Genomic DNA, 16,367 nt, shown 5'->3' on the forward strand with positions numbered 1-16,367 from the left:
ATGGAAAAAGCAGTTGTCCGTCATTATGTTAACAGAGGCGGGCAGCTTCCGGTGAAGCCTACAATTATTCCAGGCTTCGATGCGGATACGGACGTGCTGATCATTGATGAGCCCGAGCTTTCCAGAAAAGACCTGGTTTTTGAGCAGGACGGCGACAATACATTGGTCAGACTGGCAGATTCATTTATGATCCTCGCCTCGCTGGAAAATGTGGATGCGATTGATCTGGACCCGCTCCCGTTTTTAAAAGAGCTCTATAAGGCGTTGCAGGAGAATGATATAGAGGAAATTTTATCGTTTCTAGCTGAGGATGTCTTATGGGAAATGGGCGGCCCGCAGGATTTGATTCCCTGGGCAGGTGCCTGGGACGGAAAAGCAGGAGTAAGGCAATTTTTCCAATTACAAAAAGAAGGATTGGCTTTTGAAAAACTGAATCCGACCCGGTTTGTAGCGCAGGGAAATACAGTGGCCGTCGTGCTCGAAGGAAGCGGTGAAGCCAGAACCGGGAAAGCTTTTTCAGGCAGCGTGGTGCATTGGGTTATTGTAAAAAATGGCAGGATCAGCCAGCTGCAATGTTACCGCGATACATTTCCGATCATCGAGGCCATGCAGGGTGGGAGGCCGTTCACGATAGCAGCAAATGGTTTTGGATCAGCACATTATACCAATAAATCGGTCACATCGCCGCGCACAACGGACAGCATTGTGTTCGACGAAGCGATTTTTGACAATGCGCCGGCAACGGTAAAATCGGCCAGGGCCATGTATGGCGCACTACAAGGATTCAAACCCGAAGACATCCGTAAAGCATTTGCGCCTAGTGTAGTGTGGCATATGTTCGGACCGAGGGACATCATTGCATGGTCGGGTGAGCGCATCGGACCGATTGCGGCCGTGGAATCGGCAAAGCAGATCATTGAAACCATGCGTTTTGACCGTTTTAAGGCAGTCAGGATGCTTTACCAGGACAATGTAGCGGCCGTTTTAATCGATGAGCCGGGCGTTTCCAAAGCAAGCGGATTGCCTTTTCATACGAGCGTTGTGCACATTGTAGTCGTGAATGAAGACGGAAAAGTGGCTTCGATCCATAACCACGTTAATACAGCAGAAATAGTAGAAGCCTTTTTGGGCGGAAGACCTTATACAGTGAATTGAACAGCATTTTAACCCTTAAAAGAAGAAAGCATGTCACTTACAGCAGAACAAAACAATGCGATTTGTGTTGAATTTTTCGAAACAGCCTGGAACACAGGTGTTGTACGCGAAGACTTACTGGCATCCGACGCGATAGACCATTCACAAGTGGGCGGTAAAACGGTTTCTGAGCCAGGTTCGGCCAGTTTTAAAGGCATCGTGGGCATGTTCCGCGGCGCTATGCCGGATGCAAAGCTTAGCATTGAAGATCAGATATATGTAGCCGATAAAGTAGTGCACAGATGGAGACTCAACGGCACCGACACAGGCGGCGTTATGGGCATGCCGCCATCCGGAAAATCCATCACATTAACAGGAACAACCACAGCCCGCATGAAAGATGGCAAAATCGCTGAGCGCTGGGCCAATGTGGATGAACTGGGCCTTTTGCAACAGCTAGGCGTAGTTCCTCCTCCTCCTTCCGGAGCGGCACCGGGAGCACACTGATGATACTCGTAAATCCTCCTCGACATTGTTTTTAAAATTATTCAAACCCGAATTTTATGTCTAAAAAAGTACTCGCCATTTTATCGGAATACGGATATTGGGGCATTGAGCTGGTAGGCCCGCTCGAAAAACTGGAAGCAGCCGGTTACACCGTAGATTTTATTACGCCAAACGGCAAAAAAGCAGAAGCGCTGCCGCCAAGCTATGATACCACTTATGTAGATCCTCCTCTGGGCGTGTGTGTTACCACGCAGCTCGCAGCTGATAAAGTAAATGCATTTGAAGCGACAAACCGTTTGGAAAATACAATGAACCTGTCGGAAGTGATCCCACAGCGTCCATACTTCTCAACACCGGATTTCCTTCGCGCATTTGAAAAATATTATAGCGACCTCAAAATCGCACAGGACAAACTGACCGAAGAATACGACGCGGTTTTCCTGGTAGGCGGCAGCGGCCCGATCATCGACATGGTGAACAACCAGCGTGTGCATGATGTAATCCTTGCTTTTTACAAAAAACAAATGCCTGTTGCCGGAATCTGCTATGGCGTTGCGCCACTGGTTTTTGCAAGAGATTTTAACGAACGCAATTCCATCATCAAAGGAAAACACGTGACGGGTCACTGCATTGAATACGATTACCACGACGGAACCGGCTTCCTGCACACCGATCTGAACATGGGGCCCCCACCATATGTGCTGGAATACATTCTTTCCGACGCCGTAGGACCGGAAGGACAATATCATGGAAATTTTGGTAAAGAAACTTCCGTTATCGTTGACTATCCATTTATCACAGGCCGTTCATTGCAATGTTCATTCGAATTCGGAGAGCAGTTTGTGAACGTTTTGGACAAAGGCCTCACACGTTATGGCTGGTAAAACCGGGAATCAGAAGATCATTGAACAGTTCCTTGCGGATGGCATGGATTATATGTTCGGCAATCCCGGCACGGTGGAACAAGGTTTCCTTGACGCCCTGGCCGAGTATCCCGACATGAAATACATCCTCACCTTGCAGGAAACCATTGCGGTGATGATGGGAGACGGTTATGCCCGCGCCACACAAAAGCCGACATTGGTTCAGCTGCACAGCTCGCCGGGCATTGGCAATGCGGTAGGCGCTGTGTATCAGGCCAAAAGAGGTCATGCGCCCTTAGTGGTAATTGGCTCGGATGCCGGTGTGCAATACATGAATATGGATGCACAAATGGCCAATGACCTCGTAGCGATGATGGCGCCGGTGACCAAATATTCGACCATGGCCACCTCTTCGAAATCGCTGCTTCGCACTTTGCGCCGCGCTGTAAAAATAGCGTCGACGCCGCCTATGGGACCGGTTTACGTTTGCCTGCCCATGGATGTCCTCGACGAGATCAACGATGAGCCCGTATTTCCAAGCTGCATTCCTTCGACGCGGGTTTCGCCTGCGCCGGAACTGATCAGGCAGTCAGCGGAAATGTTGCTGGCAGCCGAAAAGCCGATAATTTTCGTCGGTGACGGCATTGCCTATTCGGATGCAATCCCTGAGCTTACACATGTTGCCGAGCTTTTGGGCGCGGAAGTCTACGGTGTCGAATTCGGGGATCTCGTCATGGACAATACGCATCCATTGTATCAGGGCACTACGGGCCACATGTTCGGTTCGTTCAGCCACCCGATAACAACAAAAGGAGATGCAAACCTCATTGTAGGCACTTATATGATGCCTGAAGTTTTTCCTGAATTGGGAGAAATTTATGCGCCGGAAGCGAAAGTGATCCATTTCGATCTCAATGCTTATGAGATTGCCAAAAATCACCGCGTCGATCTGGGTGTGGTAAGCGATCCGAAACTTTCGCTTGCTGCATTGGCGCAAGAAATTGAGGCTGTAATGTCAGCTGAGCAAAAGGCGAAGGCTCAGCAACGTATAGAGCAGATCGGTAATGCTAAAAATGCAAGGATCGCAGCCGAAAAAGAGGCAGACGATCAGCAGCAAGGCAAGTCGCCGCTTCATATGTCGCAGTTCACGAAAGTGCTGGCTGAGAAGCTGAATCAGGATGAAACGATTATTTTTGATGAAGCATTAACCAGCTCAGCGGCCGTGAGCCGTTACCTGCCACCGACGCTTGCCAAGCAGTACTTTTTCACAAGAGGCGGTTCCTTAGGCGTTGGTTTTCCGGGTGCGATCGGTGCAAAAATCGCTAATCCTGAAAAGACCGTGATCGGCTTTTCCGGTGACGGCGGCAGCATGTACACCATCCAGACATTATGGTCTGCGGTGCGGCATAATACGGGAGCCAAGTTTGTGGTTTGCAACAATGGTTCTTACAAACTGCTGCAACTCAACATTGACCAATACTGGCAGGAACGCGAAATTCCAAAACACGATCATCCGCTGCCATTTGACCTTTCTTATCCTGCCATCCGGTTTGACATCCTGGCGCAATCCATGGGTGTAGAGGCGGTAAGAGTGGAAAAAGAAGAAGAAATTTTGCCTGCTATCGAAAGAATGCTGGCCGACGATAAGCCCTTTTTGATCGACCTGGTGCTGGAAGGCAGCCACAAGTCGGACTGGGTAAAGACAAACTGTTCACAGTAATACATAAACTCTCCACCATTTCTGAAATGGAACAACCTGGTTTTGACTACATTATAGTGGGTGCCGGAGCCGCAGGCAGCGTTTTAGCCAACCGGCTAAGCGCTGACCCGCAGATTCAGGTGCTGCTTATTGAGGCAGGAAGCAAGGATACGGAGCCTGCGATCCACGACCCGGGCGGCTTTGTAAGTCTATGGGGATCAGATCTCGACTGGAACTTGTCTACTACGGATCAGCCCGGGCTGGGCGGCCGGGCTATTACCATCAACCAGGGCAAAGTGCTAGGTGGCGGAACGGCGATCAATGCCATGATGTATGTTCGCGGCAACCCCGCCAATTTCAATGAATGGGAAGCCATGGGTGCAACAGGATGGGGTTACCAATCTGTTTTGCCTTATTTCAAAAAATCAGAAAACTTTGCAACCGGTGCTTCGGAGTTTCATGCAACAGGCGGTGAACTGAGCATTCGCGAGTGTCCGGACGATGTGATGCGTTCCGATCATTTCCTGATCGGTGCCACGCAGCTGGGTTATGATGGCCCAAACTGGGATTACAATGGTGCACGCCAGGAAAATGGCGCCGGATTGTTGCAATTTCACATTGATAAGAACAACCATCGTGACAGCAGCGCGTCTGCATTTCTGCATAATATTTCAGAAAGAAAGAATCTGACGATCTACACTAATGTGCTCGTTTCCAATGTGCTGATCGATGATAGAAAAGCAATCGGTGTTGAGTTACTTGCCAGCGCGGGGAATACAGAGCAGGTTTTTTGCAGTAAAGAAGTGATCCTTTCTGCGGGCGCATTGCATACGCCGAAAATATTGCTTTTGTCGGGCATAGGACCGGCAAATGAGTTGGAACAAAACGGCATTCCACTGGTTGCTGACCTTCCCGGTGTTGGGAAAAATTTGCAGGATCATTTGCAGCTTCCCATGATTTACCGTTCTAAAATCGCGATGCCAAACACCACGCTGTTGACGGGTAATGCATTGTTCGTTAAAGTAAGAGAAGAAAGCAGCGTCGTAGATCTGCAAATCAATTTTACACCAAGCTTACCCGAACCACTGGCGCCTGTGCTTCCCGACCTGGGCGGACCGGTCTGCATTTTCCTTCCGATCCTGGTGCAGCCTAAAAGTCGTGGAGAGGTGACATTGCGCTCCGCTAATCCGGCAGACAAGCCTGTGGTTAATCCGAATTACCTGGATCAGGAAGCGGATGTGGAAGTGCTTTCCAAGGCCGTTGAACTGGTCAGAAAGCTTGCTAATACTCCTAAATTCCTCGAACTGAACGGCGGGGAGATGGTGCCTGGTGCGGATGCGGACATTGAAGCATTTGTGAGAAGCCAAAGCACCACGATCTGGCATCCGGCAGGAACTTGTAAAATGGGCACCGACGCAATGTCCGTTGTGGACGCAGAACTAAGGGTTCACGGCATTCAAAATCTGCGCGTAGCCGATGCGTCTGTTATGCCTACGGTTACGAGCGGGAATACAGTGGCGGCCTGTTTCATGATTGGTGAAAAGGCAGCCGAAATGATCCTGGCAGCACATCCTGTTGCCGATCTCAAAAAAAGTCTAATCGATTGATTGAATTATAATTAACTTAAAAAATACAACACAATGCTAACGCAGGAAGCAATACAAGCACTGGCTCTTGACTGGTATAAGAAGCTGGATGTCCATGTCCCTATGGTTGAAGTTTTGCCGCTGCTTGCGGATGCCGAACTCGAAATGGTTTTCCCGGAAGCAACCGTTTATGGTTATGCAGGATTTGAAGGCTGGTTTCAGCGCGTGATCCGCATTTTCTTCGACGAAGTGCACACCGTGAAAGTGGTGGAGCCGGTCATTACGGGCAACACGGCTGTGGTGAAGGTGGTGGTGCAATGGGAAGCCAGCGTCTGGAATGCCCCTGAGCCATTCAGCAAGCGCATCAAATGCGATGCTTTCCAAACATGGGAAGTGAAATTGAATGATGCCGGAAATGTGATCATTACCAAATACATCGTCGACGGCCTCGAATATCATGAAGGCTCTGCTACGCTATAAATCAGGTTATTAACCCTTCTCTATTTTTTACAATCATGAAAAACGTTCCGGATACCAAGCTGGGAAAGATGTACAGAGAACACATCCAGCACATCCTAGATAAGAACATTGACGCGCTTTTGGACCAATACACAGATGACGCAACATTGATCAGCAGCTTCTCCAAATCGCCGGTTATCTACAAAGGCCGCGACCAGGTGAACGAGCATATGCAAGGCATTTTGGGGATCGACGGATTGGAAACAGACATTGTGTTCTGGGCCGAAACCGAAAATCCTGAAACATTGATGATCACCGAACAGATCACGATGACAGTAGGAGGCCAGAAAAGCGAAATGCGCTTCGCCGACAGCTGGGTGCTGCAGGACGGAAAAATCGCCATCCATTTTGCCGGAATGGTGCAGCATCCGGACGGAACATTAGCCTAATTAAAACATAACCCATAACACTTTCCTCATGAAACTGGCAGGAAAAAAGATCGGCGTGCTCTTGGAGGCCGATTATTTTGAAAATGAAATATTCTATTACAAATTCCGCTTTCCCGAGGAAGGCGCTGACCTGCATTTTCTGACAAGGTTATGGGGACAGGATAAACTAACATTCCTTGGCCACGAATATCGTGCGCCGATGGACTGCTGGGAATCGTTCGAAAACATGAGCGACGAAGAACTGCGCACTTACGATGCCATCATCGTTCCTTCCGGCATGGTCTCTGACCGGCTGCGTTACACGGAAGACGTAGAAAAAATCCCGCCCGCAACCGAATTCCTGAAACGCGTTTTTGCGGAACCAGGCATTTTGAAAGGCATCATCTGCCACGGATTATGGCTTACTGCACCCGCAACTGAGCTCGTTCGCGGCCGCAAGCTGGTGTGCCACAATAACCTTATCGGCGATGCCAAAGCTTACGGAGCCATTTATACCAATGAAGATGTGGTTATGGACGGCGACCTGATCACCGGACGCTCGGGCGGGCACGCGCATTTGTTTGCGAAAAAGATCATTGAAACATTGTCAGCAGCTAACCAGAATTAACATGAGCGCGACATTTTTTCACCTGGCACTAACCGTTCGGAACCTCGCTAAGTTCGAGGAGTTTTATTCCAAATATTTTGGCTTTCGACGGGCAAGGGTCATCAGTCTGGGCGACGATGCCGAGCTGGTTTTCCTCAAAAACGACGACAACATTTATTTCGAAATCTTCCCGCCCGAAGAAGACCGCCCTTACCCGATGTCCGAAGCCGACGGCCCGCATTATCCCGGATTAAGGCACATTGCATTCTCCGTGGACGACATTGATGCCAAAGTAGAAAGCATGGGCGAAGACGCCGTCATCACCCTAGGCCCGCTCCATTTCGACGACGTAATTGAAGGCTGGAAAACCGTCTGGCTCAAAGATCCGGAAGGGAACATCATAGAAATTACCCAGGGCTATAAGGATCAGGAAGACTTGGTCGCCTAGTTCCCTTCGGCTCCGCTCAGGGTGACAGTGGCCTTGTCCTGTCACCCTGAGCGGAGTCGAAGGGAAGGAGCAAAAACGTAAACCATTCAGTAAACACCTTTACCAACTAACGCATGAATATAAATTTCACTTTTTCAGATACCATTGCAGGGTATATCACGGGATATAATGCAGAGGAACGCTGGTTTACCGTGGAGACATCGGACAAGCGTCCTTTTAAGATCAACCTGATCGCTTCCACCTATGCCCGCGGTGTGCAGAACCTGACAGAAGGCTGGCAGGATCCGGGCGATATCGCTCCGTTTTTGTCTACGAACGGCCAGTACGTTTTCGCTTACGGAACATTTTATCCCAATGCTGGCGCAGATGAAAGCACGTTTGAAGCGCAGCAGCTGATTTTCCCGGGCAAGGAGCCGAAAGCCTATCGCCACGAGGAGCAGAATTACTGGATCACGCAGATCAGCTCGATCGCTTCCAGCTATCTGAAATGGCAATTTGATTATCCAAAGGAGGAGATCAATTACAAAAATTACCGCACAATGCTCCATTTGGGAGGTTCCAAAAAAGGAGATTACTTGCAGGAAACGGACACGATTTCAAGAATGGTTTACGGATTTGCGTCAGCTTATCTGTTAACCGGAAAAGACGAATTCCTGGAAGGTGCTGAGCTTGGAACAGAATATCTGCGCGACCATATGCGCTTTTTTGACCAGGACGATGACCTCGTTTACTGGTATCACGGCTTGAAAGTGGAAGGCCAGAAAGAAACCAAATTGCTGACTTCGGAATTTGGCGACGACCTGGATTCGCTTCCTATGTATGAGCAGATCTACGCATTGGCAGGCCCGACGCAAACTTACCGGATCACCGGCGATCAGCGCATCCGTGATGACATTGACAAGACCATTGATCTTTTTGAAAAATACTTCAAAGACCACGACGGCGAAGGTTATTTCTCACACTTGCACCCGATCACACTGGATGCGCACGAGGAATCTTTGGCACACAATAAAGCCCGCAAAAACTGGAACTCAGTAGGGGACCACGCACCGGCTTACCTGATCAACCTCTGGCTGGCCAGCGGCGAGCAGAAGCATGCAGACTTTTTGGAATATACATTTGACACCATTACCAGGCATTTCCCGGACTACGAAAACAGCCCGTTTGTTCAGGAGAAATTTTTCGAGGATTGGAGCAAAGACCAGACCTGGGGATGGCAGCAAAATCGCGCAGTAGTAGGCCACAACCTTAAAATCGCGTGGAATTTGATCCGTCAGCAATCGCTTACTCCGAAAGAAGAATACCTGGCATTTGCCAAAAAAATTGCTGAACTCATGCCTGCGGCTGGCTCTGATCAGCAGCGTGGTGGCTGGTATGACGTTGTGGAACGCGTGCAGAAAACGGGTGACAAGCACCAGTTTGTATGGCACGACCGCAAAGCATGGTGGCAACAGGAGCAAGCGATCCTTGCTTACCTGATCATGTACGGGGTATTGGGCGATGAAGAATATGAAAAACAAGCGCGTGAGGCGGCTGCATTCTACAATGCATTCTTCCTGGATAATGATGATGGCGGTGTGTATTTCAATGTGTTGGGCAATGGTATGCCGTATCTTTTGGGAACAGAGCGTTTCAAAGGAAGCCACTCAATGAGTGCATATCACAGCACAGAACTATGCTATTTGTCAGCTGTTTATATCAATTTGCTGATCACCAAGCAGCCGACTTATTTCTACTTTAAGCCTTATCCAAACGGCTGGAAGGACAACATTCTGCGTGTTTCACCGGACATTTTGCCTCCTGGAAGCGTGTATATCAGCGAAGTCTTTATTGACGATCAGCCTTACAGCGATTTCGATGCCTACGGACTTACCGTGAAACTTCCTGAAACAGAGGAACGTATCCGCGTAAAAGTACAGATCAGTTCGGCCAAGTAATTTGAACCACATTAAGAAACTATTCAGATGAAAGTTACCATTACGGATCAGGAAGAAATTACGGTGGTTGCGGTCTCCGGCGATATAGACAGCAAAACGGCGCCCGAATTTGAAAGAAATGCAAAGGTGGCCATGGACAAAAGCAAGAACATCGCGATTGACCTCACCGAAGTGGGCTTCATGTCCAGCGCCGGGCTGCGCGTATTGCTGATGGTTTACAGGAATATCAGGTCGCAGGAAGGGAAAGTGGTGCTGGTGGGGGTTTCCGAAGAAATCCAGGACGTCATGTCAACCACGGGTTTTATCAACTTTTTTACGATCGTGGAAAAGCCGGAAGACGGAGTTGCATTCCTAAAACAAGACTAATCCATGGCAACAGATATCAGGATTGATTACTACCCGACGCACGAGCAGCAGGGGATCAAATTCAGAAGGGGACATGCATTGCCATTTGGTGCGACTATGGTCCCTAACGGAATCAATTTCAGCATTTATTCCAGCGAAGCTATCGACTGTACACTCGTATTGTTCGAAAGGGGCGAGGCCGAACCATTTGCAGAAATCCGTTTCCCTGAGGAATTCCGCACGGGCAATGTGTATTCCATGATCGTGTTTGATCTGGATTACGAGCGCCTGGAATATGGTTACCGCATGGACGGCCCGTTCAAGCCCGAAGAAGGTCATCGTTTCGACAAAAGCATTATACTCAGCGATCCCTACGCCAAAGCCATTGGCGGACGGGATTCCTGGTTGGCCAAGCCGAATTGGGATAACATTTACCCGTATCGCTCGCGCCTCGTTTTCGAGGATTTTGACTGGGAAAATGACCACCCGCTCGAAACGCCTATTGAGGATCTGGTCATTTATGAAATGCACGTGCGCGGCTTTACGCAGCATCCGTCATCGAATGTTAAAAATCCAGGCACATTTGCGGCCATCCGTAGCAAAGTGGCTTACCTGAAAGATCTGGGCATCAATTGCGTGGAGCTGATGCCGATTTATGAGTTTGATGAATGGGAAAACAGCAAGGAAAACCCGGTTACAGGCGGTCTGATCGTCAATTTCTGGGGTTATAGCACGGTTAATTTCTTCTCTCCAAAGGCAGGTTATGCGGCAACAGGGAAGTTTGGCATGCAAGTGGACGAGCTGAAAACGCTTGTGAAAGAACTCCATAAAAACGGCATTGAAGTAATGCTGGACGTGGTTTTCAATCACACAGCCGAAGGCGATCACCGCGGTCATACGATCTCTTTCAGGGGAATAGATAACAAAACTTATTACATGCTGACGCCTGAGGGTTATTATTTCAATTTCTCAGGAACTGGCAACACATTGAACTGCAACAATCCGGTGGTGCGGAACATGGTTTTGGACTGTCTGCGTTACTGGGCAGCCGATTACCATATTGATGGCTTCCGCTTCGACCTCGCCGCCATTCTCGGCCGCGACCAGAACGGCGCGCCATTAAGCAATCCGCCGCTTTTGGAATCGCTCGCTTACGACCCGATCCTTGCCAAATGCAAGCTCGTAGCAGAAGCATGGGACGCGGGCGGATTGTATCAGGTCGGCTCATTTCCGGCTTACGGACGCTGGGCCGAATGGAACGGAAAATATCGCGACTCGATCCGGAAATTCTTGAAAGGCGACGAAGGCCTGGTTGGAGAAATGGCACAATGCATCCAGGGATGGCCAGATTTGTATTACTATCGCGGCCCGACGGCGAGCATCAATTTCATCGCCTGCCACGACGGTTTCACGCTTTATGACCTCTTCGCTTACAATGAAAAACACAACGAAGCGAATGGAGAGAATAACAATGATGGTGGTAATGATAATCATTCATGGAATTGCGGCGTCGAAGGTGAAACAGATGATGCGTACATTAATCAGCTCCGTCACAAGCAGATAAAGAATGCGTTGTCGATCCTGATGGTGAGTCAGGGTGTGCCAATGATCCTTTCGGGCGATGAAGTTGGGGTTACCAAAAATGGGAACAACAACACCTATTGCCATGATAACGAGCTCAACTGGCTCGACTGGAGCCTGATGGAAAAAAACGCGGATATTTATCACTTTGCGCAACGCATCATGCGCTTCCGCCGTGCCCACCCGGTACTGAGGAGCAGGACGCATTTCCAGCACAGGGATTACGTAGGAAGCGGTTTTGCGGACATCACATTCCACGGAACCCAAGCCTGGCAACCCGATTTTTCACCCAGCAGCCGCTGCCTGGCATTCATGCTGGACGGCGCCCACGCCAAAAGCGGAACCATTGTCGACGACTCCATCTACGTAGCGATGAACTCCCACTGGGATGGCCTGTACTACGAACTCCCACCACTCCCGAATGGACAAAGCTGGCACCTGGCCGTGAATACGGACATGCCGTCAGGTGAAGACATTTACGAGATCGGCAAGGAGCCGAAATTGGAGGATCAGGGGAGGTTTTTGGTTGGCGGGAGAGCTACGGTGGTGTTGGTTGGGAAGTAGCGCCCCTTCGGCGGTGGGGCTAGCAGTAGCGCCCCTTCGGCTCCGCTCAGGGTGACAGTGCTGGTTGTACGACGGTACTGGTTAGCAAAAGCGGAACGCCCTGTCAGCCTGAGCGGAGACGAAGGCACGTCCCCGACGCGGCTCACAAGCACGATGAGTGCGATACGACAGCAACACAAAAAGTAAGATTTAAACCTAAAATAATTGTTTCAAAACTTATAAAACAACATCATGGCATTTCAAATAGAATCCTTAATAGAGAATCAGGAGGCGCGGTTTACATTGCATGGTGAGCTGGATTCGCTTTCGGCGCGGGTGTTTCAGACCGAGATTGAGAAAATTGCAAATCAGCCGATCGATTCGTTGGTGCTTGATATGGAGGACCTTAAGTTTATGTCCTCTGCCGGGCTCCGCGTTTTGATTTACTCAAAACAAAAAATCGGGCCGAAATTATCCATTTACATTGTGAAACCCCAGGAACTGATCGTGGACACGCTTACCAAAACGGGTCTGCAGCACAGCGTTACCATCGTTGATCAATATCCAGTTTAACATCTCCTGATAATGGAATCGAAAAGTTTTCCCGGCACTGTTGATTCTCTCGATTCGCTGCGGGAATACATTGGTGAGCTCTCGGAAAAGGCTGGTTTGGCCAAAAAACCAACTTACAGTCTCAAACTGGCGGTTGATGAGATTGCTACGAACATCATTTTGTATGGTTACCAGGAACCAGGGATCGAAGCGGATTTTCAGGTGGTGAGTGAAATCATGCCTGATAAGCTCGTGGTGATCCTGGAAGACATTGCCGCGCCGTTTGACCCGCTCGCGAAAGACCTGCCCAATGCGCAGGACCTGACGCTTTCGCTGGAAGAACGCGGCATTGGAGGTCTTGGTATTTTCCTGACAATCAATGGTGTAGATGAGTTTTCCTATGAATATGCCGATGGAAAGAACCGTAACAAATTTGTAATGAAAATTGCCGCAACCTGAGTCCTATGGTTGAGAATTCTACTGTTACCAATCCATTTCCCGGCCTTAGAAGTTATGATTATGACGATCATGCTCTATTCTTCGGCAGGGACGCGCACATCCGGGAGTTGAAAAACAAACTCCTGGACGGGCGTTTTCTTGCGTTGATCGGATCCTCGGGAAGTGGTAAATCTTCTTTAATCAAAGCGGGCCTCATTCCATCGCTGGAACAAGGCGAGGCGGCAGACCGCTGGGCGGCAGACCGCTGGGCGGCAGACCGCTGGGCGGCAGGCCGCTGGAAAGTGATCATTTTCCGGCCGGGGGGAAATCCCGTGCGAAATTTCGTAGAGGCCCTGAAAGTGGCCCTGCGGGACATCGATCCGCTTTGGGACAGCCGCGATCCATTGGCTGTGGAAAAAGAACTTAGCAGAGATCCCAAAGTTGCCTTAACATTGCTTTCGGCGATCCGTGACCAGAAAATTCTGCTGGTGATCGATCAGTTTGAGGAGCTGTTCCGCTATGAGCTTTCGGAAGATTTTTCGGGTAAAAACAGAACCAATGCATTTGTAAAACTGCTGTTGACCCTCATTAACCAGCGTGAGCTTCCGGTGCACGCGGTGATCACGATGCGGTCGGACTACTTGGACCATTGCACGGAATTCGACGGCCTGACCGAGATCATTAACAAGGGCTATTATCTGCTTCCGAAAATGAACCCGGAGGAAGTAAAGCAAGTCATTGTGGGGCCTGTTGAGTCGGTGGGCGCCAGCATTGAGCCTGAACTTGTTGCAGGTTTGCTTAAAGAATTGGCGGATAACCCGGATTTTCTGCCCATTCTGCAACATGCATTGATGCGCACCTGGGATCGCTGGAAATCGACCAAACCATTCTCGTCTCCCGTTTCGGGTGTTGATTATGAAGCCATTGGCGGCATGCAGGAGTCGATCACCATGCATGCGGAGGAAATTTACACGCAGCGGCTGGATGAAAAAAGGCGGAATGCAGCAGCCAAACTTTTCAAATCCCTCATTGTCCTGGGCCCCAGCGACACCTCCTCGCTGCACCCGACCGTCTTGCGCGAGATCATCCAGATCACCGGCATTCCCGATTATCTGCTGATCGACGTCATCATGGTTTTCCGCGAAAATGGTGTCTCTATCCTGACGCCAAAACCAGGCGTAAAGATCGATCACGACTCGATCATTGATGTTTCGGTTGAAAAAGTACTCACATTCTGGGAGCGGTGCAGAAAGTGGATAGAAGAGGAGCTGGAATCTGCAAAGCTTTACAAGCAGCTCAGTTACTCGGCTTCACTTTACCAGGAAGGCCGTACAGGACTTTGGGTTAATCCCGAGCTGCAACTGGGACTTAAATGGCTGAAAGAAAGCGAGCCGACTTTGGAATGGGCGCAGCGCTATGATCCGTTTTTCGAACGTGCGACCAATTTTTTAGATTACAGTAAAAAACAATACGAACTGGAAGTTCGTCAGAAAGAAGACCGCCAGAAACGCGAGCTGCGCAAAGCCAGAATATTCGCTTCGGTGCTCGGGATCAGCTCATTAGTATCATTACTATTTTTGATTGTTGCACTTGTGTTGCGCACGCAGGCACAGCAGAGTGAGAAAACGGCCCTGGAAAAGGAAAGCCTGGCATTGGAGGAACGGAAACGGGCTGAGGATCAGACACGTGAAGCCATTGCGCAAAAGAAAATCGCAGAGCAGCAAGGCACATTTGCCGAGCTGCAGAAGACATTAACCGAAGAACAAAAAGGCATTGCGGTAAGGGAACAGGAGAAAGCCGTGAAAGAGAGCATTGCCGCAAAAATCGCCAAGCAAATCGCTGAGGAACAAAAGATCCAGGCCGATAATGCCAGAAAAGCAGCGGTCGAATCTCAGAAACAAACAGAAATTCAAAAAGAATACGCGGTAAGCGCACAGAAAGAGTCGGACAGGCAAAAAGTGTATGCGCAATCGGCCCAGAAAGAAGCAGAAAGCTCCCGGAATGATGCATTGAAACAGCGCTCCAAAGCAGTGGCCCGCTTCATTGCGATCCAGTCCTTTCAAATGCCGGCCGGGGATGAACTGACTGCATTACTGGCTTTGAAAGCATATGATTTTAATATAAAAAATGGCGGGGAACGCGAGAATCCGGATATTTTTAATGCACTATCCAAAGCGGCGGGCGCGAAGGCAACATTAATTGCACATAATGACATTGTGCGCGTCGTCGCCGAGCCGCAAGCCGGCAATTCGGTTTTCGCAACGGCAGGGGACGATGGTGTGGTCAGCCTCTGGAATTATCTCACGCCTGCGGCCAAGCCGCTTTTGCTGCGCAATCCGAAGCAAACCTTCAAAAGCATTCGTTCCGTCGCGTTTACGCCTGACGGAAAAACGTTTTTTACGGGCTCGTCCAATGGTCAGATCGTCCGCTGGGACAATTTTATGCCGGGCGTGCCGCCTGCTAAAACCATCGTAGGGCATGACGGCATCGTGTTTTCGCTGACGGTGAAGAACATTAATAACAGGCCGCATCTGCTCTCTGTAAGTTCTTCCGGGCAGGTGAGGCTTTGGGATGTGAGCGACAAAAAGCTGGATGTCGTGAGAAATATCAATGTCGGCACCGAGATCGCCTCAGTTGAAATACTGGCTGACGGCCAGTATATGTTCCTGGCAACCGGAACGGGCAAGCTCATCCGTGTGGACCTGACCAAACCGGATGCAAAACCGGCAGAATACAATCTCCCCGGCATCCGCGGCAGGCTGCTATCAATGGCATTCACGCCTGATCAGAAGCATTTATACTTCGGCACCAGCTCGGGAATGCTTTACAATGTGCGCATGAACAATAACGAGCCCGTTCCAAACTCAATGAACGGAACACAGGGAACGCACACTTCGGGCATAACCAGCATTGCTTTCGCGCCGGACGGAAGCCGCATTGCCACTGCTTGCTATGACTGGAAAATACGCATCTGGAATGCAAAAGAAGATATTTCCAAACAACAGCCTGTATTATTGAGCGATTTCGATTACTGGGTGATGGATATTCAATTTACCCGGGATGGTAACAAATTGCTGGCTGCCGGTGCGGATAAAACGGTCCGGATATGGGACATTAATTCGGCTGCATTGTTTGCCGAAGTTTCTAAAAAGGTAAAACGCGAACTGACCGAGGAAGAGTGGGACCAATACATTGGAAAGGATATTCCTTACGAAAAACTGTCCCGGAACATCAGATAAT

At 49.6% G+C, this 16,367-nt stretch carries 15 protein-coding genes; all 15 read left to right on the forward strand.

Translation table 11 applies throughout. The features are described 5' to 3' along the window. The 15 genes from NFI80_RS04655 (at nt 1) to NFI80_RS04725 (ending at nt 16,366) form a co-directional block, all read left to right on the forward strand. Nucleotides 1-1,155 carry a nuclear transport factor 2 family protein gene (locus NFI80_RS04655; RefSeq protein ID WP_235164725.1) on the forward strand — a complete coding sequence of 385 codons (1,155 nt, stop codon included), beginning with the start codon at nt 1-3 and terminating at the stop codon, nt 1,153-1,155. A 30-nt stretch (nt 1,156-1,185) separates the two neighbouring features. Beyond that, nucleotides 1,186-1,641, forward strand: a complete 456-nt coding sequence (locus tag NFI80_RS04660) for an ester cyclase (protein ID WP_233798001.1) — start codon at nt 1,186-1,188, stop codon at nt 1,639-1,641. 56 nt (nt 1,642-1,697) lie between these two features. Next, entirely contained in the window at nt 1,698-2,525 is an 828-nt protein-coding gene (locus NFI80_RS04665; protein WP_235160673.1) for a type 1 glutamine amidotransferase domain-containing protein, read from the forward strand. Then, on the forward strand, nt 2,515-4,224 hold the full coding sequence (locus tag NFI80_RS04670; RefSeq protein ID WP_235164724.1) for a thiamine pyrophosphate-binding protein: 1,710 nt from the start codon (nt 2,515-2,517) through the stop codon (nt 4,222-4,224). Before NFI80_RS04665 ends, NFI80_RS04670 begins: the two co-directional genes overlap by 11 nt. Nucleotides 4,225-4,250: 26 nt before the next feature. Beyond that, nucleotides 4,251-5,810 (forward strand): GMC family oxidoreductase, encoded by a 1,560-nt coding sequence (locus tag NFI80_RS04675; RefSeq protein WP_235164723.1) that lies wholly within the window; start codon nt 4,251-4,253, stop codon nt 5,808-5,810. A gap of 33 nt (nt 5,811-5,843) precedes the next feature. Continuing rightward, nucleotides 5,844-6,269 carry a hypothetical protein gene (locus NFI80_RS04680; protein ID WP_233798005.1) on the forward strand — a complete coding sequence of 142 codons (426 nt, stop codon included), beginning with the start codon at nt 5,844-5,846 and terminating at the stop codon, nt 6,267-6,269. Between the two features lie 35 nt (nt 6,270-6,304). Further along, a complete protein-coding gene (locus NFI80_RS04685; protein ID WP_235160677.1) occupies nt 6,305-6,697 on the forward strand; it encodes a nuclear transport factor 2 family protein in 393 nt (130 codons plus the stop codon). A gap of 28 nt (nt 6,698-6,725) precedes the next feature. Beyond that, nucleotides 6,726-7,304, forward strand: a complete 579-nt coding sequence (locus tag NFI80_RS04690) for a DJ-1/PfpI family protein (RefSeq protein WP_235164722.1) — start codon at nt 6,726-6,728, stop codon at nt 7,302-7,304. A gap of 1 nt (nt 7,305) precedes the next feature. Then, the gene (locus NFI80_RS04695) at nt 7,306-7,731 is read left to right on the forward strand and encodes a VOC family protein (RefSeq protein WP_233798008.1); all 426 of its coding nucleotides are present in this window, start codon (nt 7,306-7,308) and stop codon (nt 7,729-7,731) included. A gap of 113 nt (nt 7,732-7,844) precedes the next feature. After that, complete coding sequence (locus tag NFI80_RS04700) at nt 7,845-9,668, forward strand: AGE family epimerase/isomerase (protein WP_235164721.1); 1,824 nt, start codon at nt 7,845-7,847, stop codon at nt 9,666-9,668. 27 nt (nt 9,669-9,695) lie between these two features. Beyond that, a complete protein-coding gene (locus tag NFI80_RS04705; RefSeq protein ID WP_026631488.1) occupies nt 9,696-10,034 on the forward strand; it encodes an STAS domain-containing protein in 339 nt (112 codons plus the stop codon). 3 nt (nt 10,035-10,037) lie between these two features. Continuing rightward, entirely contained in the window at nt 10,038-12,158 is a 2,121-nt protein-coding gene (glgX, locus tag NFI80_RS04710) for a glycogen debranching protein GlgX (RefSeq protein ID WP_233798010.1), read from the forward strand. A gap of 231 nt (nt 12,159-12,389) precedes the next feature. Further along, a complete protein-coding gene (locus NFI80_RS04715; protein WP_233798011.1) occupies nt 12,390-12,710 on the forward strand; it encodes an STAS domain-containing protein in 321 nt (106 codons plus the stop codon). Nucleotides 12,711-12,722: 12 nt separating this feature from the next. Beyond that, nucleotides 12,723-13,148, forward strand: a complete 426-nt coding sequence (locus NFI80_RS04720) for an ATP-binding protein (RefSeq protein ID WP_233798012.1) — start codon at nt 12,723-12,725, stop codon at nt 13,146-13,148. Nucleotides 13,149-13,153: 5 nt separating this feature from the next. Continuing rightward, a complete protein-coding gene (locus tag NFI80_RS04725; RefSeq protein ID WP_235164720.1) occupies nt 13,154-16,366 on the forward strand; it encodes an nSTAND1 domain-containing NTPase in 3,213 nt (1,070 codons plus the stop codon). The last annotated feature ends 1 nt before the right edge of the window (nt 16,367 follow it).

Origin of the sequence: Dyadobacter chenhuakuii, from assembly GCF_023821985.2 — a bacterium.
GTDB lineage: Bacteria > Bacteroidota > Bacteroidia > Cytophagales > Spirosomataceae > Dyadobacter > Dyadobacter chenhuakuii.

Bases quoted from the DNA above. Each gene is read 5' to 3' on its own strand.
- NFI80_RS04685 (WP_235160677.1), top strand. From the start codon at position 6,305: ATGAAAAACGTTCCGGATACCAAGCTGGGAAAGATGTACAGAGAACAC.
- NFI80_RS04680 (WP_233798005.1), top strand. From the start codon at position 5,844: ATGCTAACGCAGGAAGCAATACAAGCACTGGCTCTTGACTGGTATAAG.
- NFI80_RS04660 (WP_233798001.1), top strand. From the start codon at position 1,186: ATGTCACTTACAGCAGAACAAAACAATGCGATTTGTGTTGAATTTTTC.
- NFI80_RS04715 (WP_233798011.1), top strand. From the start codon at position 12,390: ATGGCATTTCAAATAGAATCCTTAATAGAGAATCAGGAGGCGCGGTTT.
- NFI80_RS04705 (WP_026631488.1), top strand. From the start codon at position 9,696: ATGAAAGTTACCATTACGGATCAGGAAGAAATTACGGTGGTTGCGGTC.
- NFI80_RS04675 (WP_235164723.1), top strand. From the start codon at position 4,251: ATGGAACAACCTGGTTTTGACTACATTATAGTGGGTGCCGGAGCCGCA.
- NFI80_RS04665 (WP_235160673.1), top strand. From the start codon at position 1,698: ATGTCTAAAAAAGTACTCGCCATTTTATCGGAATACGGATATTGGGGC.
- NFI80_RS04725 (WP_235164720.1), top strand. From the start codon at position 13,154: ATGGTTGAGAATTCTACTGTTACCAATCCATTTCCCGGCCTTAGAAGT.
- NFI80_RS04700 (WP_235164721.1), top strand. From the start codon at position 7,845: ATGAATATAAATTTCACTTTTTCAGATACCATTGCAGGGTATATCACG.
- NFI80_RS04690 (WP_235164722.1), top strand. From the start codon at position 6,726: ATGAAACTGGCAGGAAAAAAGATCGGCGTGCTCTTGGAGGCCGATTAT.
- NFI80_RS04695 (WP_233798008.1), top strand. From the start codon at position 7,306: ATGAGCGCGACATTTTTTCACCTGGCACTAACCGTTCGGAACCTCGCT.
- NFI80_RS04655 (WP_235164725.1), top strand. From the start codon at position 1: ATGGAAAAAGCAGTTGTCCGTCATTATGTTAACAGAGGCGGGCAGCTT.
- glgX (WP_233798010.1), top strand. From the start codon at position 10,038: ATGGCAACAGATATCAGGATTGATTACTACCCGACGCACGAGCAGCAG.
- NFI80_RS04670 (WP_235164724.1), top strand. From the start codon at position 2,515: ATGGCTGGTAAAACCGGGAATCAGAAGATCATTGAACAGTTCCTTGCG.
- NFI80_RS04720 (WP_233798012.1), top strand. From the start codon at position 12,723: ATGGAATCGAAAAGTTTTCCCGGCACTGTTGATTCTCTCGATTCGCTG.